Annotated in this window: 18 protein-coding genes; all 18 read right to left on the bottom strand. The window is 42.4% G+C overall.

The window, feature by feature from the left end:
• Positions 1-257: 257 nt before the first annotated feature.
• Entirely contained in the window at positions 258-818 is a 561-nt protein-coding gene (locus tag G628_RS18310) for a SprT-like domain-containing protein (RefSeq protein WP_051199225.1), read from the bottom strand.
• Positions 819-1,185: 367 nt separating this feature from the next.
• Positions 1,186-2,373, bottom strand: a complete 1,188-nt coding sequence (locus G628_RS0113930) for a hypothetical protein (protein ID WP_027209389.1) — start codon at positions 2,371-2,373, stop codon at positions 1,186-1,188.
• Between the two features lie 52 nt (positions 2,374-2,425).
• On the bottom strand, positions 2,426-3,280 hold the full coding sequence (locus G628_RS0113925) for a hypothetical protein (RefSeq protein WP_027209388.1): 855 nt from the start codon (positions 3,278-3,280) through the stop codon (positions 2,426-2,428).
• Between the two features lie 18 nt (positions 3,281-3,298).
• Complete coding sequence (locus tag G628_RS0113920; RefSeq protein WP_026656899.1) at positions 3,299-4,597, bottom strand: DUF5716 family protein; 1,299 nt, start codon at positions 4,595-4,597, stop codon at positions 3,299-3,301.
• 14 nt (positions 4,598-4,611) lie between these two features.
• Positions 4,612-8,238: a DUF5717 family protein gene (locus tag G628_RS0113915; RefSeq protein ID WP_155833822.1), complete on the bottom strand. Its 3,627-nt coding sequence runs from the start codon at positions 8,236-8,238 to the stop codon at positions 4,612-4,614.
• Positions 8,239-8,318: 80 nt separating this feature from the next.
• On the bottom strand, positions 8,319-9,536 hold the full coding sequence (locus tag G628_RS0113910) for an ABC transporter permease (RefSeq protein WP_026656896.1): 1,218 nt from the start codon (positions 9,534-9,536) through the stop codon (positions 8,319-8,321).
• Between the two features lie 4 nt (positions 9,537-9,540).
• A complete protein-coding gene (locus G628_RS0113905) occupies positions 9,541-10,749 on the bottom strand; it encodes an ABC transporter permease (protein ID WP_026667247.1) in 1,209 nt (402 codons plus the stop codon).
• A complete protein-coding gene (locus G628_RS0113900) occupies positions 10,742-12,313 on the bottom strand; it encodes an efflux RND transporter periplasmic adaptor subunit (protein WP_026667246.1) in 1,572 nt (523 codons plus the stop codon). Before G628_RS0113900 ends, G628_RS0113905 begins: the two co-directional genes overlap by 8 nt.
• 12 nt (positions 12,314-12,325) lie before the next feature.
• A complete protein-coding gene (locus tag G628_RS0113895; RefSeq protein WP_026656892.1) occupies positions 12,326-13,027 on the bottom strand; it encodes an ABC transporter ATP-binding protein in 702 nt (233 codons plus the stop codon).
• A 225-nt stretch (positions 13,028-13,252) separates the two neighbouring features.
• On the bottom strand, positions 13,253-14,101 hold the full coding sequence (locus G628_RS0113890) for a carbohydrate ABC transporter permease (RefSeq protein ID WP_034500987.1): 849 nt from the start codon (positions 14,099-14,101) through the stop codon (positions 13,253-13,255).
• 19 nt (positions 14,102-14,120) lie between these two features.
• On the bottom strand, positions 14,121-15,044 hold the full coding sequence (locus tag G628_RS0113885; RefSeq protein ID WP_027209385.1) for a carbohydrate ABC transporter permease: 924 nt from the start codon (positions 15,042-15,044) through the stop codon (positions 14,121-14,123).
• Positions 15,045-15,047: 3 nt separating this feature from the next.
• Positions 15,048-16,454, bottom strand: coding sequence for an ABC transporter substrate-binding protein (locus G628_RS0113880; RefSeq protein ID WP_026656890.1), 1,407 nt, complete (start codon positions 16,452-16,454; stop codon positions 15,048-15,050).
• 191 nt (positions 16,455-16,645) lie between these two features.
• The gene (locus G628_RS0113875) at positions 16,646-17,827 is read right to left on the bottom strand and encodes an esterase/lipase family protein (protein ID WP_026667242.1); all 1,182 of its coding nucleotides are present in this window, start codon (positions 17,825-17,827) and stop codon (positions 16,646-16,648) included.
• 78 nt (positions 17,828-17,905) lie between these two features.
• On the bottom strand, positions 17,906-19,981 hold the full coding sequence (gene htpG / locus G628_RS0113870; RefSeq protein ID WP_027209384.1) for a molecular chaperone HtpG: 2,076 nt from the start codon (positions 19,979-19,981) through the stop codon (positions 17,906-17,908).
• A gap of 242 nt (positions 19,982-20,223) precedes the next feature.
• Complete coding sequence (locus G628_RS0113865; protein ID WP_026667240.1) at positions 20,224-20,985, bottom strand: response regulator; 762 nt, start codon at positions 20,983-20,985, stop codon at positions 20,224-20,226.
• Positions 20,969-22,762, bottom strand: a complete 1,794-nt coding sequence (locus G628_RS18305) for a cache domain-containing sensor histidine kinase (RefSeq protein ID WP_196803770.1) — start codon at positions 22,760-22,762, stop codon at positions 20,969-20,971. Before G628_RS18305 ends, G628_RS0113865 begins: the two co-directional genes overlap by 17 nt.
• A gap of 145 nt (positions 22,763-22,907) precedes the next feature.
• Positions 22,908-23,735, bottom strand: coding sequence for a carbohydrate ABC transporter permease (locus G628_RS0113855; RefSeq protein WP_026656886.1), 828 nt, complete (start codon positions 23,733-23,735; stop codon positions 22,908-22,910).
• Positions 23,735-24,649: a carbohydrate ABC transporter permease gene (locus G628_RS0113850; protein WP_051199223.1), complete on the bottom strand. Its 915-nt coding sequence runs from the start codon at positions 24,647-24,649 to the stop codon at positions 23,735-23,737. Before G628_RS0113850 ends, G628_RS0113855 begins: the two co-directional genes overlap by 1 nt.
• Between the last annotated feature and the right edge of the window lie 30 nt (positions 24,650-24,679).

The raw sequence follows: 24,679 nt of genomic DNA, 5'->3' as shown, positions 1-24,679 counted from the left end.
CAGTTGCCTCTCGATAATCTTCTCTGCCTTTTTCCACATTTCCTCGATGTAGGCAGTCGTTTCTCACCGACTCTCTCTGCTCATTTTTCATATTTCCTCGATATAAGCAGTTGCCTCTCGATAATCCTATCTGCTTATTTCCATATTTCCTCGACATAGGCAATATTCTCCGCAATATCACCTCTGCTCCCTGTACATTTTTATCAATATAAGCAGTCTATAAGCAATTAAATCTCTCACAACCTCGTACATTCCTATTATTGTGGTCTAATCATATTTATATATGAAGCCACCTCAGATGCGCTTGAATTCACAGTCTTCCTAGACCAAGCAACCGCTCCGCACTTGGCACAGCCGTAGTGCCGATAGTTTCTTGTAAACTTGCTATCACGCTTGCGGTAGATTGTGGCGCCACAGCCGCCACAGGTAAATACGTACTTTACAGCCATTTCGGAGACCTTGTAATTCTCGATACCTTTTTCGTAGCCTTCGGTCACTCGTTTGATGTTGTAACCGTAAGCACGATTCATCAGCCCGGCGTACTGCTTCCATCTCCCTGTATGTCGCATACAACCTTTGCAGGTATGAAGAAGCTCATGAATGATTGTTTCCTTGCAGGCTTTTTCTGAAATCCTGTCATCAACAAGAAGTCTCTCTGCAATTTCTATCTCATAACTTCCATCCCGCTTTAACCTGCACAATCCCCACCGAGTCTTAGCTCTTTTATTCACAGACCATGAGGCGATCTTGCCAAGCTCTATTCCCAGACAAGTAATCTCACTAATACACTGCTCTCTCAAAAAAATAAAATTCTTCATACCAAACCATAAAACTCCAAATAACCTATATAAAAAAACAACTATATGACTTTTTCGTGCATTTTACTCCAAATAAGTCATGGCATTTCCTTTCACAACGAGGTTTCTTACTGCATTCGTATGACTTTTTATTGCACTTTCTTTAAAAAAGGTCATACCATCTCCCTACTAAGCGATGGTCAACGAGGATTTTCGCCACATTCGCATGACTTTATCAGCATATAATCATCAAAAAAGTCATATCCCCGCAAAAACAGATCTCCGCCCCATACAAAAGACTCTACTCGCAATAAACATCCCTGCCTATCACTCGCGCATACAAAAGGTGCCCACGCCAGAAGCCCGTTCAGGCCCCAGCTCCCAGGCTTCACTCCCTATCCTCATACTTCGAAACCATATCGAGGATCTCCTGCGCGTACTCGGGGTACTGGCGCGCCATATCTTCCACTTCGTTCTTGGCATTGCCTGCAACAATGTCTTTGTTGTATTCCATACGCTTTCTTAGAGATTGACGGCGCACATTCAGGCTGTGCCTTATCTCAACTTCTTCGTTATGACTAAGAAGCGCCTCTGCCTGATGAATCCAGATTTCGGGGTCACGCACCCTGAAGTGCCTCAGCATGTAGATAAGGTCCTTCTGATTGGAATCAAGAAGCCTTCTCGCATCATCAATCTTCTCGCGTTCCTTGCGCTCCCTAAGGTACTTGTTGTAGAGCTCCGTAAGTTCCGTTGAACTCATAACCCTGTATTTCATGCGCAGATAATCAAGAAGATTTGTGTTGTTCACGTATCTGACTTTAACCTGATTCTGCAGCATGATAAGCCTTGATATAGACTTCTTCACATTCTTTAGCTCAACCTGTGCATTGGTACTCTGCACATAGAGCACGGTTATCGCTATCGCCGCAAGAAGAATAAGCATCATATAGCCGTAGATAACATTAAGCTTTAACGCAAATTGGAGTATCAAAAGAAAAACTATCATGACCACGAGAACAACTCCCACAGTCACAGTCAGTTTCTTAGAATTTTCAATTGTTTCATTCAGATCGTCTTCTCTGAAAACATATGCTTCATGCTCGGAATCAAGACGCTTAAGATCGTTCTTTATCTTCTTCTGGAAAGTCTCGGCTTCGAGAAGTTTCTCGGATGCTTCCTTTGCATTGTCTTTGAGTCTGTCCATACGTTCAAACTCTTCATCAGTCATCCTGCTCTTTCTCTTGTCAAACTTCTCCTGAAATTCTCTTGCTTCAACAATCTTTCTGGCGCAGTCGTCAATCTCTTTTCTCTGCTCGGGCGGAAGCGCATTGATTTCCTCCATGTCCCGCAGATGACTCGTGACATCGTTGTACTCAAATTCAAGAGCATCTAGCTCTCTCGCAGCTTCCTCCATCTGCTGAAGGCAGCTTCCAATATATTCTCTTCTCTGAACCGGATCGTTCATATCGAGATCTTTTCTCGTATAAACTATGTCACTCCAGTTCTCAAGCTCAGCCTGCTGTTTTTTCCACTCATCGGCTGCGGACTTATGAAAAATCTTGTCCCAAAACCCCATTCTTTACTCCCATTGCCGCATCCGGCAAACAACATATTCATTCGGAACCTGCTCATCTCCTCGAGCCTACGGTCTTCTCCTTAACCGTCTCTCTGTACTTCGCCTTTATGCTCTCAGTGAGCTCGCCTATCTTCTCATAATACTCGTGCATCTTCCCCTCTGCCTTATATACGCCGAGCGTTCCGATCACGTGGTTGTCATCACTTGCGGCATAAAGATCCGAATATTCATCCATCTTCTTCTCAAGTTCCAAAGAAGTTTCGTAAGCCTGCTTATCCTCAGCAACAAACTTCACGTACTCTTCATCCGACATTTTCATGCGAAGCGCCGCAAGGTACTGCATATAAGACTCTTCATTCTTACCGTCTTCATACGCCTTCATAAACAGCTCCGCCGCTCTGTCGAAAAGAAAAAGTCTCGCATACATCACACCTTCGTTGTGCTCGATCCTCGCTCTGATGCTAAGATCGATATCCGGTGTATTCTCAAGCAAAAACTCATATTCCTTAAACGCCATGCTGTATTTCTCGCTCCGCATAAGGAAATCCGCTCTCGCAAGCTTCTTGCTGTAAATATCCATCCCCGCGTTTTCGCGAAGTATGCTCTCCGTCCGCTCAATCTCCTTGCGCGTGTTATATCCGACATAATCAAGGATTGTTCCCGCAAGAGCCGCAACAGAACACTTTTTTGAAGCCATTCCTTTGAGCTCATCAGCAAGTTTCACCAGCGAGCACTCTTTTTCAATCCATTCAAAAAGATCGTCTCCAAAGCTCTCTTCATCGAGCAAAAAGGCGTTCTGAACGATGCAATAGCACAGCTCTTCTATACAGAAGACATTTCTGCCTATCTTTTCCATATGAAACGGCGTTTGCGCGTATGTTCCTATGCACAATATCGGTTTATTCATATCTGCTGCCCACTTTCATTAAAGTTCTATGATCTGTTCCCATGATTTACCGGATGAAGGGAAAAGCTCTCCAAATCCCATATCAAGCACTCTCACGTTCACTTCGCTGACAGAATTCATATTCATAAGAATCTTCAGCCTCGTGGTTCCGGGCGGTCTCTTCTCAAGCCCGTCAAGATACAACTGCACCATCTTGGGCTTTTTGCCCGTAAGCGGCGTCACCTGGATATTTAGAATTCCGCTCTGATCCATGATAATATCCATTCCCGTCTCAGCTTCGTACCAGTTTATTCCCGCATCAAGAAGTGCGCAATACACTTCTGTTCCGCACTTTAAAAGATTTATTCCAAGATTCGACTTAAGCTTATCTTCGCCAAGAAACACGAACTTTAAGGGCTTTGTGGGTTTGATCCTCTCTCTTGCCGCTATGCTCGCTCCCTTGCTGAACATGTTGTTTCCCTGAAAGACCCTTCTGGTCCTGCACAAAAACTCCAAAGATCTCTTTTGCCACTTCTCCCTGAATCCGTCACCCAAAAGAAATACCGTAGAAATGATCTTCTCACTGCAAACCTTCTGCATAACAGTCAGGAACTCATCGTCAAGCCTCTCGCACATCTTGTGATAAGCCGCGCCCTCCTTAGGGAAGCCCTCTGCAGAAAACTTAAGGTCGTCATACGTACTCTCATCAATCGTCGCTACAACAGGTGTCGTATTATGATTGAGATTCATCTCATACACACGCAAAGTCTCCATATCAAAATCACAGGCAACAACCGTATGATTCATGAGCTCTTCGGGCTGATACAACATATAATTGTAGAAACTTTCCTCGTGGCTCTGGTAAAAAATATTCTCAGTCTTAAACTCAAGTGCCGACGTCACCGCATTGAGAACCTGAATCATCCTGTTATCAAGCGATCTCGTGGTAAACATTATTGCCTCGACATTATCAAGAGAAAGTTCCATTGATAAAAGCGATAAACTTCTTTTTATGAACAGGGTCAAAAGAGCTATCGGATCGTATTCTCCGTCTCCGACAGCCACAGGCTTTCCTTCTCTTGCGGCACTAACAAGGCCGTAAACAGGAATGCCGTCCTGTTCCTCTATGTGACGAACAGCCTCTTTTCCATAGAACCACTGGTTGACGTCATTTTTTTTGCAAAGAACGGTAGGAATGTTATAAAGTTCGGATCCTGCAAGCACCGATAAGGTTTCCGGCATATCCGCATCGGATGCAAGAAAGCTTATCTGTGAGACCTTCTCTCCCAGATCATATCCAAGTACAAAACGTCTTTCCTCAGAATTTCCAAAAAGCATTTTATATCTTCCTCTTACTCTTTACTGTAACTGTTTTCCTGTATCGGTCTAAAAATACCGTTGCAGACAAAGTTCTTGTTCTGATATTCCGCAAGGAGCTTGTCCACCGTATCATAATCCTGCAGTGTCTCTCCTATCATGATATCGTTAATGAGACTGTATCTGCTGTTACTGTCACGCTGATTCTTTGTAATATCACTCTTTTGAATGGTTCCGCTCTCTGTAAGAGCATCCTCATCAGCTTCTTTATCCTCGGTGATATAGTACTGAAGCTGTTCCCCGAAAAAGAGAACAAAGGCGCAGACATATATACCCTCGTACATCTCCTGAAGTTCGATGCTGTGGTACTCATTGTCCTCTTCGCCCGCAAGCCTGTAATGAATATAACAGTGCGTTCCGGGTTCCGTCCTGTACTCAAGCATCGTCTTGTCCGCAAAGTGCGAAAGCTCGGGAACTATCTCCGAATACTCAAGATAGAACGGGAAATATATATTGTTTGCCATAAGACTCTTTATGAAAGTCTTGGCTACATCTTTGTTTACCGATTCTTCGGAGCTCTTTTCCGTAGCATAATATCTAAGATACGCCAGTTTGCACACATCCTGGATTGGAAGCTCCTGAAGTGCCAAAGCCTCTATCCTCTCGAATACATACCTGTCGGTAACGCTTCCATGTACAAAATAGTCATATGCTCCGAGTGACAAAAACGCCATCTCGACGTCCGCGTTTGCTCCGCTTCGTACATAAGACTTGAAAATATCAATCTTTTCACCGATGTACGATCCGCTGAAAAGCATCTGAACAAGCATCCTCTCGGAAAGAGAATAAGTATCTATTCCGAAAGCCTCCGAAGCCTTCCAGATATCCCTCATCTCTTTGACCGTTCCGGTAAAGTTCTTCTCAAGATACTTAAGAAGCTGCTCGTCATACTTGCCGTTTACAAAAGCGTAGTACGCAATCTCGATTTCTTTTGCCGAGACTCCGAGATCATCCATATCGATAAGCCTGTTGCACATCCTAAGGATTACTTTGGCGTCTATCCCGTACGTTCCGTAAGTACCCATCCACTCAAGCGCGTTATTGCACAAACCTCCGAGGACCATAAGCTCTATGATCTCGTTTCGCTCATGCCCCGTCATGTCTATGGGATTAATCCCCACAAGATACTCCGTAAGCTGTCTCGTAAAATCATTGTCATAATAGAATCTCACAAGACTGCTCTGTATCTCGTTTCTGTATTCCTTCTTTACAAATTCGGATTCCGCAAGGTCTCTGTACCTTCCGACATTCTCCATATCTATGGTATACGCGTTTTTACCGAGGTCGCACAGGAACAGATCAAGATTCTCCCTGCCCTTCTGGATATAAGGAATCGCATAGCCCGAAAGCTTGCCCGGAATCATCATCTTGATGTTTGAATAAGGCACGCTCACCGCATATCTGTTTTCGTCATGATCGACCAAAAGGACCGTATAATCGCTTCCGTAAAGAGGCACAAACGCACGTCCGCCGCTCATCGGATAGCGCATCTCTTTGGCACACTTATCGTAAATGACACAAACTCCGCACATCTGCTGATTGTCGGTCTTGATCTCAGATGTATAAAGAACCGAAAGCACCTTAGACGCATTCGATGCATCAACCATCTGCTTGGTCAAAAGATTCTTATACAGATAGCCAAGGTCTTTGCCCACACGTCCTTTATCAAGCTGAGCCATCAGATATTTCTCGATCTGAGGCACATATGTATCGTAAAGTTCAGGATATTCCTGCCTTCTTTCATGAATATATCTGTATAGGATCGCATTTTTGTCATACTCAAGAGTACTCTGATATGAGAAATACATGAGAACCATCTTGCTGATCTCGCAAGGAAGCTGTCCATCCTCTTTTACATAAATGGACATCATGTAATACTCGTAGAGCCTTGTAATCCTAAGTTCTCTCTCAACGCCCTTTTCATACCACTCAAATGCAAACCTTCCGGTTTCACCGCCCTTTATCAAAAGAGATACGATGGCTTCAAGCACATCGTCGCTCTCCTTAATCTTGTAACAGGCCTTAAGTATTCTAAAGAGTCTCTTGTCGAAATTCCTTACTCTTGCCGACAAATACACAATCTGATCTATAAGATTGAGGCTTAAGATTTCTTTTTTTGCCCCATATTCAAGAACGCTCAGTTCCTGACTGTCAAGTCTTGCAAGGATGGAAGGCGCCTCATTCAAGATATTCATTCCTTCGAGGTACAATATCGGACTCATGCAACCGTGTGAAAGCTGCTCTCCGATCATCATCCACTTTCTCTGACCGCTCATCACATGCTCTTCGCTCACATACTGAAGAAGCCACGCTATACGCCAGTTGTCGGGATTTCTCCTAAATATTCCCTCAAGCCTCTCGGAGACGTCATTTATTATCCTGTCCTCTTTGCTGCAAAGAGAAGTCAGATACAGATGATAGCTGTACAGCACATCACCCGGTGCATTCTCAACATCCATGGCAACCTGATCGAGTATCCACTTTCCTTCATTGACTCTGCCCGCAGTAATGTAGTACTGAGCCGTATAAAGTCTGAACTCAATATCTTTATCATCAAGAGCGTTCATCTTGGAAATAATCTTGCCCGTTTCCGAAACCCACACTCTTGAAGTTATTTTTTTGCATCTGAAGCTCTCGTATGTCTTAACGAGCTGAACTACCAGTTTCTTCTTCTCCTGATAAGCGGCGGAAGGATGCTTTCCGGTAAGATTTACCGACACCGTCACAGGAAGCTCCGCCTTGAAGAAGGCATTGTAAAAAACAATCTTTCCGAAATTATTGCCGTTGTGAAGCTTCTCGGTACGAAGACGAAGCTTAAGATGGCAGCTGCTTCCGGTAAAATCATCCTCAGTGATCTCGTATTTATCAAGCATGATGAAGTCGCCTTCAATCTGTGCTTTTAGTTTGCTGTATCCCCAGCCGTTTCTTGTTATAAGAATGCCATTGTCATGCGGAAGCCCCGTATAATCAATGACAAGTTCTTTTTGATCAAGCAAAAAATTCATCGGGCGTTTCTTACTGATCGCAATAAGAAATTCCTCGACGTTCTGCTCATTGCCGGGCACGTAGGAAAGTCCTCTGTAAAGACTCTCGTACTGCTCATCATTTCCCTTGAATATGGAAATAAAGTCACTTGAATAAAAGAGGTCAATCGCCTCTTCCCAGTCAGTCTTTGCAAGGTTTGCAAAATGAAACAGATTCTTGATGTCACCGAGACTTGACGCTATCTGCTCATGTCTCACAGTGACTACGAAAGGAAGAACATACTCTCCCTGATTTGATACTATTCTAAAATTCCCCTGGAGCACATCACCCTGCGATAGTCCAACGGAATTAAATCTATAAGATACTTCATAAGGAGAACCGGAAAAATTCTCTGTGAGCACCTCCATCCTTATCTCGGTGGAGCTAACTTTGCCGGTCACTAATCTTTCTTCAGGTCCAAATATGGTAAAAGAACCTTCGGAAGTCTCACCGGGACTAACCAAAAGTTCAATACGCGGAGTTGAAAAATCTAATTTCTTCTCCGCATACTCATATTTTCCCTGTAAAATTCTCTCAACTATCTCTCTCACGCCGCACCCCATAATACTTTCATCCATTTTAGTATACCACGATAATGCGACGCATTCATTAAAAGATTATCCTGTTTTTATAGTGTTCAATGAAACACCCCTATCAATTACTCACTCCTGAGTGCATCGATGGGATTGAGCTTTGCCGCGCGTCTTGCGGGATAGATACCAAAGAACAGGCCTATTCCGGTTGAGATGGCAACGACACCTGCTATAAGAAAAGGATTGACTACAAAGCCGAATCCGGCCACCATGCAGGCAAGTTTGGCAAATAAAAGACCTAAGATTATGCCGATAATTCCACCGATGGATGTAAGGATTGATGCCTCGGCAAGGAACTGCGTGAGGATTGAAGATGTCCTTGCACCAAGGGATTTCCTTATTCCGATCTCTCTCGTTCTCTCGGTAACAGATACCGTCATGATATTCATAACACCGATACCTCCGACCAGAAGAGAGATACTCGCTATAAGACTTACTACTGATGTTATTACATCAAGGATAGTCTCCGATACGGTGTCCATTCCTTCCGTCGATTTAACTTTAATCGCACTTTCGCCTCTAAGCCCCATGACATTCTCTACAACACTCTTTATCTTGGCTTGGGCTTCATCTTTATTGTCTTTGTGCACATATGCAGATGCCGAAGTAAACATGTTATTTACGTCCTTGTCGCACATATCAGGGACAACAGTATATGGTATATCAGGCATAAATATCGGATCGTTTCCATACTGACCTGCATACGCCTTATCCATCGAAGTATCCTCTCTGATACCGACTACGGTGAATTCCTTCGTCTTTTCACCGACAGTGGCTTCAAACGTTTCTCCGACAGCCTCTTCATACCCAAACAATGCAACTGCAGCCCCTTGGCTTATAACGCACACATAATTACATTCATCAACATCATCGCGGGTAAAATAGCGCCCGTGCACAATCTTATTTCCGGTGGTAAAACGCTTCACATCACTTACTCCGGTAAAATACAGACTGTAAGAATCTTTTTTCCCGTCAGACGTTCCAAACATATTTACACTCGGTCCAAATCCGTATATATTACCCATACTGCGCTCTACGGCAGCCATATTTTCAGGCGTAAAGCACTTATCGGTCTTGCTCTCATCAATAGATACATCTATCGTCAAAACATCCATGTCTTCAAACTGCCCGTTGGCGGTAGCCTTAAGACCGTCTCCGATAACGAGGATCGTAAGTACCGACGCTATACCTATTATGATTCCAAGCATCGTAAGAAGCGATCTTCCCTTATTATTTCGTATGCTTGCAATCGCACTTTTTAAATATTCTCCTGCTTTTCCCATATTTTCACACTCTCAATGCATCAATCGGTTTCATTTTTGCAGCCTTTCTTGCAGGATAAAGACCGAAGACAAGGCCTACCATTATTGAAAATAATGCTGCTCCCACTATCGCTGTAGGTGGAATTAAAAGCGGCATATTAATCATCTTGCACATCACTCTTGCAAGAACTATTCCAAGTATAATTCCAAGTACTCCGCCCGAAAGCGTAAGGATTGCCGCCTCAGACAAAAACTGCATGGTTATCGCTCCCGTTCTTGCACCGATGGATTTTCTTATTCCTATTTCCCTTGTTCTCTCCGTTACAGACACGAGCATGATATTCATAATGCCAATTCCACCAACGAGAAGCGATATAAATGCAACAAGGATAAGGAATGTACTTGCTTTGCTCATAATCGTATCAATTGAATCCGACATGTCCGCCATGCTGTAAGAAGAAATTGCATTTGCTCCTCTAAGCCCATGCGCATTTGTAAGTATGACCTGTGCCTCATCGCATCTTTGCTGTAAGACATCCTGATCTGTGAAAAGATACAGCTGAGACCATTTACCTATATCGTACCCGTAATCTGAAGCAAACGATGTATACGGAACCTCAATCGTAGCTGAATAGTCCATATCCTGTGTAAAGAAATCATACATCTCATTTGTATTATCTCTGATGCCAACAACGGTATAATTAGCTGATTTTCCGTCTATTAATAGTTCTATCTCTTTTCCCAGACATTCATCGGTTCCAAAGAGCTTTTTTGCATCATTTTGCAGCATAACGCATACTCTCTGAGCTGATTCCACCTGCTGCTGAGTGAAATAACTTCCCTTGATAATTTTATTTGGATATTGATATTCAATCACTTCCGTTCCGCTCTCTACAGAAGCAAGGAACGTTCCTCTGGGTCCCTTAACCTTTCCTCCAACGTAATAATCCGGCGATGCACCTTTTATATCAGGTAACTCTTCCTTTAGCAGAGAAATATCATCCCGGGTAAAAAAGTCGGTAGTCTTCGACGTATCGATGCTGATCACACCGTAATTACCGTATATTCCGTTAATCTGGTCTTTAACGTACTGCTTCATTCCGTTACCGAGAGCAACCACCGCAATAACAGCCGCTATACCTATGACAATACCAAGCATTGTCATAAGCGTCCTGTAGCCGTTATGCTTCATCTGCTTTATAGCACTTTTTATATACTCACCTAATTTACTCATTCTTCGCTTCCATAACCGCTACCGGCATTCCGTCAGTAAGCGTATCAAGATTAGTAGTTATCACTTTGTCATTTTCTGAAAGGCCTTCTACGATCTGAGCATCTGTACTTGTTGAGATACCGATCTTAACTGCTTTTCTTACAGCTGTGCCGTTCTCAAGTACGAATACATAGTCACCTTCTGCATCTGTAAGTACATATTCATAAGGAAGAACAATAGTATTATCAGCCTTCTCAGCATGAATCTTGTTGTTAGCCTCTACTCCGAGGATTATCTCTTTATCAGGGTTTGTAACCTTGATCTTAGTATCTACAACAGCTACACCGTTGGCATTCTTTGTTGCAGATCCGGAAATCTGAGCGATCTCACCTGTATAAGACTTACCGTTGATAGTTATATCAACCTTCTGACCAACTGCGATCTTGGGAAGGTCTGTCTTTGATACCTGCACGCTTACCTGAACATCATCAAGGTTTGCAAGTGTTACCATCTTTGTTCCTGCTGCCACTGTAGCGCCTTCTACTACTTCTACTTCGGTAACTACACCGTTAAAGTCAGCCTTTACGCCTTCCTTTGCAGCCTGGATCTTTGAGATTGTATCTCCGTTTGTAAGCTGAGCTGTATCAAGCGAAGCTTTGCTCGCCTGGATCTGTCCGCCATTAAGCTGCGCAGCCTTTGCTGATGCAAGGTGAGACTGCTCTTCTTTAAGAGATGTTATCTGATCGTTCCATCCCTTTATCTCAGCGTCATGAGCGATAGCATAATTTACATCCGCGATTGCTTCGTTCAAAGCAAGTGCCACCTGCTCATCATTTTCTCTTCTCTCATTGTAATCGAGATCGTCTTCTGTTCCGTCCAACACGCCGTCCTGGTCAAGATCAAGTTTTGTCTTGTTAAGATCTGAAAGTGTCTTCTCCATACGATTTGTCTTCTCTGTGATCTTATCGTTAAGAGCATTGATCTCAGCTGTGATAGCATCAACTCTGTCGTTGATCTGCTGTGCGTTCATTCCCTCAGCATACTTTCTGTCAGCTGCTCCGGTCTCTGAGAAGGATGAATTGTATGTGCCCTTAGCCTGCTTGATTGCAAGCTGTGCCTGTTTCTCTGCAAGAGTAAGTTCCTTCTCGTTGTATGTATAGAGAACGTCACCGTTTGCAACCTTGTCTCCAATCTTAACATTGAGCTTATCGATAGGAGCTGCAACATCTGAGAAATAACTCTTTGTCTCTGCACTTTCAACAGTTCCGGATACAGAAAGAATGTTTTCAATGCTTCCCTTTGCAACATCAACGGTTTCAACCATTGTTACGGCATTCTTTGATGCTGTCACTCCTCTTACGACAAGGAAGATAACAAGAAGTGCCACTATGCCGAGTACTATCCATTTTTTCTTAATCTTTTTCTTGGGCTTCTTTGTTACTTCCAATTCTTCTTCATCATACTCATCGTAAATTTCAACGCTGCTTCCTGTTGTCTCTTTAATCTCGTTATTGCTCTCTGCAGCGGAAACCTTTTTTTCCTCTTTTGTTTCCACTTCTTTGTTTAACGCTTTATTGTCTGCCATTTTTCCAGCTCCTTAATCTTCTTTATAATCAGGATTTATAATATCACTCTGAATCTTTCCGTCAGAGATTGTTATGATTCGCTTTGCCTGAGCGGCAATACCGGGATCGTGGGTAATTATGATTACCGTTCTTCCCTCAGAATATAGTCTCTTTATTATTTTCATGATTTCCTTGCTCGAAGCCGAATCCAGGTTACCTGTAGGCTCATCGGCAAGAAGTATCGGCGGAGCCTGCGCTATCGCTCTTGCAATCGCAACTCTCTGCTGCTGTCCACCCGACATCTCATTAGGTCTGTGTGTCTTTCTCTTTTCAAGTCCGACGCTGTTAAGAGCGGCATCCGCAAGACGTTCTCTTTCTCTTTTTCCCACTCCTCTGTAGATAAGCGGCAGCTCAACATTCTCCATAGCCGTAAGCGACTGGATAAGGTTAAACCCCTGGAAGATGAATCCTATCTCCCTGTTTCTGATGTCCGACTGCTCATCATCCGTCATATGTGATACATCATGTCCGTGAAGGAAGTATTTGCCGCTTGTGGGAGTATCGAGACAACCAAGCATATTCATAAGCGTTGATTTACCCGATCCCGACTGTCCGATTATTGCAACAAGCTCGCCTTCACCGATGGTCAGATTTATGTGATTCAGCGCTCTGACCTCATTTTCTCCGGGATTGTATATCTTGCACACATCCTTGATCTCAACAAGTTTTTTCATAAAAGATCTATCCTTTTTTATTGTTATATAATTACTACGTCCGTCATACTTTGTCTGTCGTAGTACAAAATACTACGTCTGCCAAAGTATGTCAAGTGCCTTTACGAAAAAAAGAATTTTCGCAACTTATTTTATATTATAGGAAAATGTCTTTTTTTGATATAGAAAAATGCTTATCTTACTAAATTGTAAGATAAGCATCCCAACATCTATTTGCGTTACAACTCATCCTTTAACCGCACCTGACGTCATTCCCGAGATAAAGTACCTGTTAAACATTATATATATCGTTATCATGGGTATCAACGATATTGAAGTTCCCGCAAGCATGAAATTCCATGAAGACGCCGCGTCACCGGATGATTTTAAGTGCATAATTCCGACAACAAGCGGCATGCGCCGCGGATCTGTCATCGTAAACACCATAGGAAGCATGTAATCATTCCATGCACTTCGAAACGATAGTATTCCAACCGTCGCTATAAGCGGCTTACAAAGCGGAAAGATGATCCTGTAATATATCCCTGCAAACGAACAGCCGTCTAGCTTCGCGGCTTCATCAATCTCTTTTGGTACAGAATTTATGAATCCCCTTGCAATAAACAGGTTCGTGACATTCATCCCAAAGACACGTATGATGACAACTCCCCACAGCGACTTATTCAGATGAAATACCTTCATGATCATCAAAAGCGGATAAAGTGTCAGTGTTCCAAGCGATACAAACATCGACGAGATCATGAAATAAAAGACAATCTCTTTTCCCTTAAAAGCCGCCCTTGAAAAAACATAGCCGCATATCGTGCTTGAAAAAACAGTTCCCACAACGCAGAAAAGCGCAAGAAATATGCTGTTTCCGGTGTAGGTCTTAAAATCAGCCAGTTGCCATGCCTTTACATAGTTATCTAATACAAACTCCTTGGGAATAAGGAGATTCCCCGTTGTCAGTATGTCCATGTTGCTCTTAAACGATGACATGAACGTGTAGAACACGGGGAAAAAACTTATTACAAAAAATAAACACAAAACGAGATATACAGGGAGCACTCCCCAATATTTCTTAATATGCGCCATGCTGCTCTCTCCTTTTTGTCTACACTATCTCTTTAAGCTTTTTGGTAGCTCTCAGATAAACAACGGTAACCATACCGAGAAAAACAGCGGTAACAAGTGACATTGCAGACGCATAGCCGACTTCGATATTTCTGCCCGATTTGCCGAAAAAGGACTTGTATATGTAGGTCATCACAACTTCCGTAGTCCCGCCCGGCTGGCCGTTTGTGCAAGCTATTACAAGGTCGCATATCTTAAGGCTTCCGACAATCGCAACCAGAAGTATCGACTGGAATATCGGCGCGATCACAGGAAATATCACGTAAAAGAATCCCTTAATCCCTTTAGCTCCGTCGATACTTGCGCAGTCATACAGCTCCTGTGGAATACTCTGAAGCGCCATAAGAAAAAATATCATGTTTATCCCGTAGTTCTGCCAGACAGAGGCAAGCCCCAGGATAAACATCGCTTTCCACTTGGTATTAAACCAGTTTATCGGCTTTGCGATCAGCCCTGCATGCATAAGAATGGCATTTATCATTCCGTTATGCGACGCAAACAGAAGTGAAAATATAAGTCCTATTATTACCGCAGATATTATCGACGGCAGAAAAAGTGTCACTCTGAAAAAATTCATTCCGCGTATCTTGCGGTTTAGAAGCACCGCAAGCCCAAGCGCCAGCGGAATCTCAACCGCAAGTTTACCCGCAGCAAGCAAAAAAGCATTAAGAAGAGACTGCCAGAAATCCGGATCTCTTTTTATTATCCTGACAAAGTTCGCAATTCCCGTGAACTTACATTCACCAAAACCGCCAAAATCTGTAAATGCATATCTCAAAATGTAAATGATGGGAACATAGCCGAATAATATAAACCCGATAAAGAACGGAGCTATCATCAGCATTGCCTGAACATTGTCACTTTTCATGCGCTTATTAGCAGCTTTATCCCCTTGTGTCATCATATTTTAATCTCTTTCAACTTTATAGTTCGGAGGTGCAACATACTCATTTATGGTCTCATCGTCAAGCTGAGCCAGCCCACTGTTTAGTCTCATATCCAGCTCTTGCAGCACTGTCGCCGCATCTTCCGAATATCCTCCGGAAAAGAGCTTTGTAAGCGTCTCCCTCGCCGAAAGTCCCTCATAGGATATAACACCCTTAGGATCTGCCATTCGGATGATAAACTGATTTCCCCGGAACGTAACAAATTCTTTCCAGCCTTTTACCTCAGAATCCGCTGCCATATCAAGCACTTCTTTTCTGTAAGGAAGGTACATTCCCTTCTCATACATTTCAACAAGATTTTCATCCGCATAGAACCACTCAAGAACACGGGCAATCTTTGAAGTATCTTTTGCGTCGAGCGATTTCTTTGCAACAGCCAAAAGATCTACCGGCGTTACCATCTCTTTATACCCATATCCCGAACTGTCAATTGCCGGCGGATCGCAGACAACCCAATTACATTCTGCGGGGAACTGCTCTGTATATACCGCAACGTCAAAGCTCGCCGCCATAGCGATACCGACCTTGCCTGCAGCGAACTGCGCTCTTGCGGTATCCGCATCCATATTTTCATATCCGGGGAAAACACTTCCGTCCTCGATCATTCCGAGTATATTCTCGATAATGGGAAGACCGTCGGAATACCTGTATGTTCCGCTTACGGCATCATATCCAAAGTGTCCCAAAGAAGCGGAAGAAACACTGTAAATATAATGATCGAGCGTCCATCCGCTCTGAAGTGCGAGAAAATATCCATATGCATCGCCGTTTGAAACATCCGTGATCAGCTTTGCATCTTTTCTTACATCATCCCATGTTTTGGGATACACGTTTATTCCGGCTTTATCAAAAAGATCTTTATTTATGATCATCTTATATGACTGAAGACTGTAAGGAAGCGTATATACTTTGCCTCCAAATATCTGATCGCCTATAAGAAGATCGTCCTCATCATACTTGGAAAGAAGCGTATTGCTACCGTCAAGTTCAGATATCGGAACGGCATATCCCGCAGCAACATATTTAGCGAAGGTATTGGATGAAGGTCTGAACAGATCCGGTCCGTCATTTGCCATAAGCGCCACATTGATAACATCGGAATAATCCGAGCCGTACACCGTATAATCAATCCTGATGCCTTCCTGCTTACCTATCGTATTGTTGAACTCCTCGATCTGAGCATCTCTCACAGACTGTTCATGAGCATTGTCACTCCACACAGTGACTACCTGAACATCCTCTGCTGCGGTGTTTTCCCCTTCGGGACTTTTTGTAAGCATGGTATCAGCCACATTTCCGTTACATCCGGCAATAAGACCTGCTGTCATCGCCAATGTAAGTATTAACCCCATCGCATTTCTTTTCATAAGCCTGTCCTCCGTATGAATATAAAAAAGATGTGAAAAAAACCATTGAACAATGATAAAAAGAACGAAAAACAAAATCTTATTAGTATTATATTCCGTTTTTTCTTTTATGAACAGTCGAAATGTTGCTTTAGACAAGGAAAAGCCGAGCTTTTACGCCCGGCTTTTCGCTATATGAATATAGGATTGTTTCAAAATCCTTTTAATCTCAGATCCTCTACGAGGTTTACATAGAATTCCCTGACATCGAAATCCTTAATGTTTTCGCGGTTAAGGTCAATCATATCGCCATGAGATATTCCTCTTTTTCCTTTAGGTTCAAGCATCTTGAAATCACTGCCCCAGGGAAAAGAACTCTCTCCCACAAGTCCGTCGTTTTTTCCGTCAAAATACTTAACCAGAAGATATGACATATTAAGCGGAAATCTGCCTGCCGTCGGTCTTGTTTGAATCGATCCCACAGACTGATAGTAAACTTCTTCTCTGTCGGGAAGTTCCTCATTTCGCTTCTCGCAAGCCTTATGAGTAAGGTCCGTAACAGCGCCGATAAAATCGGGATTCACATCGCCGAATGTGGCAGCACCTGCATTGTAGGCTCTTGCAACGGTAAGCTTTTGTGCTTCGGGGATCTTCTCAAGAAGGTAATCCGCAAATTCGCATCCTCTGTGAGGAGTATTGATAGTTGTAAGAGATGCCACATCCTCATACGCTCCGCACTTCGTGATAGCATATCTCATATCAAGTCCGCCCTTTGAATGAGCTATGACATTGACCTTCTCACATCCTGTCTGCGCTTTTATCTCCTTGATCCTCTTTGCAAGTTCTTCGCCGCTCTTTTCGACAGTAGACGCACTGTTGTGCTCTCCGTAAAAAATGGTCGCACCGTTATCAATAAGCTCCTGCGGCACTCTTCCCCAGTAATTAAGGTGTTCAAAGTCTCTGAAGAAAACCCCGTGAACCAACAGGATGGGATACTTTGTCTTGCATATCTTATCAGCTTTTCTTTCAGCATCTATCTTCATCTTCGCAGATTCAAATCTAACTTCATCATCTGCAGTCTTAATGATCTTACCCAGCATTATCAGATTGAGTATCGGTATCATTCCAAAAAAGATACCAAGTGCTCTCCATTTAACTCCAAGCTGTCTGCAATTTATGTAAACCAGAATTATTCCGGTCCAGAAAAGGATCGATTCTACAGTAATTATCAGAAGTATTTTTACGACAAAAATCGATGGATTGTCCCTGAATCCGCTGAACCCAAACGGACTTTGAAAAAGATCTCTCAAATAATAGCAGGCAAAAGCCAGCGTACTTATCAAGAAAATCTTCAAAATAATGTTACCTATCCTACAGTTGCGAATTCTTTTCATATGCAATCCCCATTATAATTCATGCACTGTCTATGACTTAGCATAAACAGTGCATCAAACCTTAAACCATCAACATTATTATTTAGCAAGAATCAACATAATCTCATTGCTTCTCTCAACAAACTTAGTCATTGACTCAGCGTCAAGAGGCGCATTCTGGATCCTTGCAAGATCATAGAGCTGTTCACAGATCATCTCTGTATTCTTCTCATCCTTATTGTCCATCACATACTGAACAAGAGGATGATTTGCATTAAGAATAAGTGTCTGACCTTCCGATGCGCCGAAATCTCCCATGGACATTCCGTTCATCGCATACATCTTCATCATATCGGCAAGACGTCTTGATTCCTCTGAAACAGTAAGCATTGAAGACATTTTCTTATCCTTAAGCTTTTCAAGCTTAACAACAAGCTTATCATTCTTAAGAGCTTTCTTGAGCTTTTCAGAAATCTCTTTTTCCTTCTCTTCAAGCTCTTTTGCAGCTTTCTTGGATGTCTTACTCTTAAATGTATCTGTAAGATCGGCATCGATTCTCTTAAAGCTGATTCCCTCATTCTTGCTCTCAAGCTGCTGCATGAAAGGAGTATCGATGTTGTGCTTCATTACGAAAGCTTCCATCTTCTGAGCCTTGAACATCTTGATGTACTGGCTCTGCTGCTGCTCATCTGTTACGTAGTAGATGATACGAGGCTCTTTTTCCTCTTTCTCATCCTTCTTGTCTTCGGCCTTATCGTCAACAACTTCTGCTTCAACCTTATTTCCGTTTTCATCCACAGCTTCCTCTTTCTTAGCCTCGTCCTCAGCCTCTTTGTTGATCTGAAGAGCTTCGGGAAGTGTGAGATACTTACCGTCAAGGTTCTTAAAGAGGATGTAATCGTTCATCTTCTCACAGAACTTGTCATCCTTAAGGCAACCATATTTGATGAAAGGACTGATATCATCCCAATATTTGTCATAGTTCTCTTTGTCTGTCTTGCAAAGTCCGGCAAGCTTTTCAGCAACCTTCTTGCTGATGTACTCCGAGATCTTCTTTACAAATCCGTCGTTCTGAAGCGCACTTCTTGACACGTTAAGCGGAAGGTCGGGACAGTCGATCACACCCTTTAAGAGCATGAGATACTCAGGAATAACTTCCTTGATGTTGTCCGCAATAAATACCTGGTTATTGTAAAGCTTGATTGTTCCCTCGATTGACTCAAACTCCATGTTGATCTTAGGGAAATAAAGGATACCCTTTAAGTTAAACGGATAATCCATGTTAAGGTGGATCCAGAAAAGAGGCTCCTTATAATCGCGGAACACCTTTCTGTAGAACTCAAGATACTCCTCATTTGTACAATCCTTGGGAGTCTTAGCCCAAAGGGGATGTGTATCGTTAAGAAGCTGAGGTCTTCTCTTAATCTTGTACTCGAGCTCAGGCTCTTTGTCCTCGCCCTCTTTCTTCTCGGGATGTACTTCTTCTATCACAACATCCGAATCAAGCTTCTCGCTTGCCTTGATTGTCTCTGTTCCCTCTTCATTCTCTCTTGAAAGATAAATGTCATAAGGCATGAATGAGCAGTATTTTTCTATAACTTCTCTTGCCTTGTACTCATTGCAGAACTCAAGGCAGTCATCCGACAGATGTAAGGTAATTGTAGTTCCTACCTCCTTCTTTTCTCCGTCAGACATCTCAAAATCAGAGCCGCCGTCGCATGTCCAGTGAACAGACGCTGCATCTGACTTATATGAAAGTGTATCGATATCAACAGAATCAGACACCATAAATGTTGAGTAGAAACCAAGTCCGAAATGTCCTATGATCTGATCTGCATTAGCTTTATCTTTATACTTGTTAAGGAAATCGGTCGCTCCCGAAAAAGCCACCTGATTGATATACTCTTCAACTTCCTCGGCTGTCATACCGATTCCGTTATCCGTAATCTTAATAGTCTTATCTTTATCATTGAGCACCACATCAACACGGGGCTTAAAACCTTCAGGAAGTTCATACTCGCCCATCATATCCATCTTGCGGATCTTCGTAACCGCATCACAGGCATTTGAAATTACTTCCCTGTAAAAAATGTCATGATCCGAATAAAGCCATTTCTTTATTATCGGAAACATATTCTCGCTATTGATTGAAAGATTACCTTTTTTTGAAGCCATAACTCTCACTCCTTTGCATCATTTCAGTATATGCACAGTCTCAGTCTCCCTCCACCGTACAAATAAAAGTTTAATTCCCCCACTCGCAAAAGTCAATAAAAAATTAGCACTCACCAAACATGAGTGCTAACAAGCCTGCATCGATTCAATCCTCGCCATTTACAGCCTGCCACACAGGCACCGCCGCACAGATGCATGTGTGGCAGTCTGTAAATGGCGATGCTGTGAACGATGCACTTAGTTTATTCGTATTTGGAGGAGACGTACTCGGAGTAGCTCATTCCGGCGTATTTTTTGAAACAGCGGCTGAAGTAGTTGGGATCGGGAATGCCGACTTCGGCGGCAGCCTGATACATCTTAACGTTGGCTCTGGCTATCTGCATGGCTTTTTTCATGCGAAGGTCTGTGAGGTATTCGATGAAGTTGCTGCCGGTCTCCTGCTTGAATTTTCGTGAGAGATAACTTGCACTAAAACCAAAGTGTTGTGCTATGTATGCGAGATTTAGCTTTGAATCGGCAAAGTTGTCCTCAACGTATTTTTTTATCAGTTCGGTCGTATTGTTCTCTTCTGCAGACAATACAACAGGTTCGCTCTTTGGTTCTTCCCATGTATCGTTTGATGCATCAAGCATCTTTTTTGCCCTCTCAAGGACCTTTGTGATCTCTGTTCTGACCATAGGCTTAAGCATATAGTCAAATACCGGAAGACTCACACATCTCCTTGCATACTCGAACTGGTTTATCGCAGTCATTATTATTATTACAAGATTCGGATATCGCCCCGTCGCAGTCTGGGTAAATTCTATTCCGTCCATGAAAGGCATTGAAATATCAACAAATGCTATATCCGGCTTAAGGTCGTCAATAACATTTATTGCTTCTATGCCGCTTGCCGCTTCTCCGACAACTTCCATGCCCAGCTCTCCCCAATTTATCGCTGCACGCATAAGCTTCCGAGCCGACTCCTCATCATCTATTATCATAACCCTATATTTTCTGTCCATCACTTACGCCCCTTATTGCCATTTCTTCCGAGATAATAAACTCTATCTCCGTGTATTCCCCTACTTCGCTGTCAATCCTGACAACATCGTTACTTCCGCAATAAATCCTGATTCTTTCAATGGTTCCCCACAGCCCGAAACTCTCGCCCTCAATCTCTCCTTTAAAATTTCTGTCTGAGTGCAAGATCTTGTCAATCTGATCCTGTGTCATTCCAACACCTGTGTCACGAACTTTCAAATGAAGAAAACCATCTTCAAGCTTAGAACTTATTTTAATACTTCCCTTCTCACCTTTCATCCTGATGCCATGATATATACTGTTTTCCACAAGCGGCTGAAGTATCAGCTTTGGCAGAATAAACTTATTGGTCTTTTCATCTATATCATACTCATCTTCAAAAATATCTCCGTAGCGCAACTTCTGAAGCGCCAGGTAATCCTTAACTATCTGCACTTCCCTTGAAAGAGGTATAACCCTGTCTCCCTTGCTCAGGAAATTTCTGTAAAAACTTCCGAGTACCTCAAGTGAATCGTGCACCTTGACCGCTCCCGCATCTAGTGCAAGAAAACCTATTGTTTCAAGAGAATTGTACAAAAAATGCGGCTTGATCTGTTCCTGCAAGACTCTCATCTCAGCTCGCTGAAGAGTCTTCTCCTTTTCGATCAAAGTACCGATAAGCTCGTTGACGTGATCGATAAGATTATTGTAATCGTCCTTAAGCATTTCAAGCTCGCTTGAAGGCATATCAATATCAATAGTCTTAAGGTCACCCGTCCTCTTATTTTTTTCCATTGATTCGGAAAGCTTGTATATTGGATCCGTTATATCGGTCTTGATAAAGATTCCCATGTGAACCGCCAAAACTACAAACACGAGCAAAAGAACCATCAGCACATACAAGATTCCATACGGTATGCCCTCGGTTCCATACTTCGATACTCTCATTATAACGATCGGATAATTATCAACACAGCATGCCGATAAAAGCATGCGCTTGTTATCTACTTTGATATTCTTATTCTTTATCCCGCCAACCGCAAATCCGGGACTGTAATAATTCAAATATCCCTCGTTTCCTGCGATAAAGCATCCATCTGCACCAAGGATACAAATATTATCATAGCGAAGCTTATTGAGCATATCCTGAAAAACATTTGACGATATGTTCATCATCATTATTCCGATACGCTTCTGCGAATTTATGTCATTTATCGCCCTCTCAATCGTAACCAGCGGCTTATCGTCGATTCTCCTCGCAACACCGCCACAATTCAAAGTAACGGTTGCTCTTCCTTCGTTGGAATATATGGTATCTCTCCACTCCCTCGAATTCATAAGCGTATCATCATACTCATAGGAAATTCTGTTGGTTGAGACCATTTTCTCGTCTTCTCTAAATGCCATAACAGAATCCACGCCTTCTGCCGCGTTCAATATATCCATCATTCCGTATCTGGCATCATTTGTCATATTTTCATCGACAGCACTTAAATCCGCTTTAAGAAAGGTAACAAGTCTTCTGTCCGTTATAACAAGCCTCGAAACATCCATATAGTTCTTAAGATCGGAACTTATATTATTGGAAAGAGCTTTAAGCACACTTTCTGATTCTCTTATTACATATGCTTTGCGTTCTTTTTCCGTAATGATATATGTCGAGATCAAAAAAGACACAAAAACTATCATTACAATGCCAATCATGGTGCTTCTAAAGCTTGACGAAAGCGTAGTTTTTTTTAACTTATCCCCAACCTGATCGATCATATTTTTTCCCATACCAATATTAATAATTTCATATTGAAAAATATAAATATCAATAAACGCTCTATAAAAAGATACCATTTTTTCGTTCTATTAGCAAAAAGACTCGCCATCATAAGATGCCGAGTCTCGAAATTCAATATTAAATTATAAGCTCACATCAACCCTTAACCGCGCCGGCAATGAAGCTGTCCTGAATCCTTCTGCTTAAGAATACATAAGCAATAAGTGTCGGGAATGTTGCGATTACAAGAGCCGCACCGATCGGGCCCCAATCAGTTGTGTACGCACCTGACAAAGCCTTAATACCTACAGGCAATGTTCTGTGCTTCTGATCTGAAATGAATACGTTCGCAAACATGAACTCGTTCCAGCACTGAAGGTATGCATAGATACCTACTGTTGAAAGAGCAGGCTTCATAAGCGGCATGATGATCTTAAAGAATGTTCCGAAAAGACCACATCCGTCGATAATCGCAGCCTCATCAAGGTCATACGGAATATCTACCATGAATCCCGTACAAATAAGAATCGACATTGAAAGTGTGAAAGCTGAGTAAGGAACAATAAGTGTTGAATACTTATTGAGCCAGTGAAGCTTTGAAAGCACTACGTATACAGGAACGATTGAAGCCTGAAGCGGAATTGTAAGTCCAAGCATAAAGAATGCATTTGTGATCTTACTGAGTTTCCACTTAATACGTGTAAGCGCATATGTTGCCATCATTGCGGCAATAATTGAAATACCTATTGAAATCGCTGTAACAAGTAAACTGTTTACAAAGTACAACGCCATATTTCCGGTGCTCAAAGCTGAGCTATAGTTGGACCACAACCAATGCTTGGGAAGTCCTATGATATTTTCTCCGAAAATCTCATCATTTCCCTTAAGAGAGAATGTAAACATGAAATATATCGGGAATAAATTGATTATCGACCAGATAACCAAAAGTATATATACAAATGTTTTTTTCTTACCTACCATCATTACTTATCCTTTTCCTTAAATGCAGCACTAATTAGTAACGCAAACGCGAAGCACAGAGCAATAAGCATTACAGAGATCGTACTTCCCATTCCGTATCTGTTTCTCAAGAACAACATATATTCGAGCAATGTACTCGGAACTTCGGTTGTCTGATAAGGACCTCCGTCTGTCAGGATACGAACAAGGTCGTATGTCTTAAGTGAACCTGTAACAGCGAAGATAACACTTACTCTGATAATAGGCTTAATGATCGGGATAACAATGAATCTGTCTGTCTGCCACTTTGTAGCGCCGTCAATCATTGCTGCTTCTCTAAGGTCGGGTGAAACACCTTTAACTCCCGCATACATAAGAAGCATGTGATAACCGACATACTGCCAGATTGTGGGAACAACGATACTTCCAAGAGCAGTCTTGGGATCACCGACCCAAATATGCTGCAAACTCTCCAAATGGATTGCTCCAAGGAATCTGTTCAAAATACCGTAATCAGGGTTGTAAATCTTAAGCCAGAGCTGACCGATAACAACAGTTGAAATAAGCACGGGCATAAAGAAAACTGTAAGGTAGAAACGCTCGCCCTTAGGTTTTCTTCCAAGTATAAGTGCAAGCAACAATGCAAGCGGTAACTGTATAAATACTGAAAATAGTGCCAATATAAGCGAGTTCTTCAATGAGATCATGAACTTAATAGATCCGTTTGTGAACAGCTCTTGATAGTTGGCTAATCCTATGAATGTTCCTTCCGTAAACCCATTCCAGTCAAACAAACTTTTGTACAAAGAAACTGCAATGGGAGCAATTAAAATACTAACGAATAAAAGTAATCCGGGAAGCAGAAATACAAAGACTGCCAGTCCCTTTTTCAACTCCTTATTCCTCTTCTGATTTAACGCACTCTTATCTCTTTCCATACAAAATAACCTTCCAACAAAATACGGTTC

This window comes from Butyrivibrio hungatei NK4A153 (assembly GCF_000424465.1).
Classification (GTDB): Bacteria; Bacillota; Clostridia; order Lachnospirales; family Lachnospiraceae; genus Butyrivibrio; species Butyrivibrio hungatei_A.
Note: the sequence above shows the minus strand (reverse complement) of the source record. Positions and strands in the feature narration are given on the sequence as shown.

Coding starts and splice junctions, on each gene's coding strand:
- G628_RS18310 (WP_051199225.1), bottom strand. CDS start 818: ATGAAGAATTTTATTTTTTTGAGAGAGCAGTGTATTAGTGAGATTACT.
- G628_RS0113930 (WP_027209389.1), bottom strand. CDS start 2,373: ATGGGGTTTTGGGACAAGATTTTTCATAAGTCCGCAGCCGATGAGTGG.
- G628_RS0113925 (WP_027209388.1), bottom strand. CDS start 3,280: ATGAATAAACCGATATTGTGCATAGGAACATACGCGCAAACGCCGTTT.
- G628_RS0113920 (WP_026656899.1), bottom strand. CDS start 4,597: ATGCTTTTTGGAAATTCTGAGGAAAGACGTTTTGTACTTGGATATGAT.
- G628_RS0113915 (WP_155833822.1), bottom strand. CDS start 8,238: ATGGATGAAAGTATTATGGGGTGCGGCGTGAGAGAGATAGTTGAGAGA.
- G628_RS0113910 (WP_026656896.1), bottom strand. CDS start 9,536: ATGGGAAAAGCAGGAGAATATTTAAAAAGTGCGATTGCAAGCATACGA.
- G628_RS0113905 (WP_026667247.1), bottom strand. CDS start 10,749: ATGAGTAAATTAGGTGAGTATATAAAAAGTGCTATAAAGCAGATGAAG.
- G628_RS0113900 (WP_026667246.1), bottom strand. CDS start 12,313: ATGGCAGACAATAAAGCGTTAAACAAAGAAGTGGAAACAAAAGAGGAA.
- G628_RS0113895 (WP_026656892.1), bottom strand. CDS start 13,027: ATGAAAAAACTTGTTGAGATCAAGGATGTGTGCAAGATATACAATCCC.
- G628_RS0113890 (WP_034500987.1), bottom strand. CDS start 14,101: ATGGCGCATATTAAGAAATATTGGGGAGTGCTCCCTGTATATCTCGTT.
- G628_RS0113885 (WP_027209385.1), bottom strand. CDS start 15,044: ATGATGACACAAGGGGATAAAGCTGCTAATAAGCGCATGAAAAGTGAC.
- G628_RS0113880 (WP_026656890.1), bottom strand. CDS start 16,454: ATGAAAAGAAATGCGATGGGGTTAATACTTACATTGGCGATGACAGCA.
- G628_RS0113875 (WP_026667242.1), bottom strand. CDS start 17,827: ATGAAAAGAATTCGCAACTGTAGGATAGGTAACATTATTTTGAAGATT.
- htpG (WP_027209384.1), bottom strand. CDS start 19,981: ATGGCTTCAAAAAAAGGTAATCTTTCAATCAATAGCGAGAATATGTTT.
- G628_RS0113865 (WP_026667240.1), bottom strand. CDS start 20,985: ATGGACAGAAAATATAGGGTTATGATAATAGATGATGAGGAGTCGGCT.
- G628_RS18305 (WP_196803770.1), bottom strand. CDS start 22,762: ATGGGAAAAAATATGATCGATCAGGTTGGGGATAAGTTAAAAAAAACT.
- G628_RS0113855 (WP_026656886.1), bottom strand. CDS start 23,735: ATGATGGTAGGTAAGAAAAAAACATTTGTATATATACTTTTGGTTATC.
- G628_RS0113850 (WP_051199223.1), bottom strand. CDS start 24,649: ATGGAAAGAGATAAGAGTGCGTTAAATCAGAAGAGGAATAAGGAGTTG.